This is a genomic window from Paenibacillus sp. J45TS6 (assembly GCF_018403285.1).
Taxonomy (GTDB): domain Bacteria; phylum Bacillota; class Bacilli; order Paenibacillales; family Paenibacillaceae; genus Paenibacillus.
In genome coordinates, this window is record NZ_BOSJ01000126.1 from 1 (window position 1) to 213 (window position 213).

Here is a 213-nt window from a genome sequence, read left to right on the forward strand (position 1 = left end):
CCCATTCGGACATCCCCGGATCAAAGCTTGCGTACAGCTCCCCGAGGCAGTATCGTTGTTCGCCACGTCCTTCATCGGCTCCTAGCGCCTAGGCATCCTCCGTGTGCTCTTAATAGCTTAACCATATGCTCATTTTTGACTGATTCACTCCGGTTGGCATTCGCCAAAAGTCGTTCATCATTCAAAAATTTCGCTAAGCAATCTATTAATCTT

Annotated in this window: 1 rRNA gene; it reads right to left on the bottom strand. The window is 47.9% G+C overall.

Annotation, left to right across the window (positions count from 1 at the left end):
* Positions 1-123 (bottom strand): 23S ribosomal RNA (locus KJS58_RS25325); the annotation flags it as partial.
* Positions 124-213 lie beyond the last annotated feature (90 nt).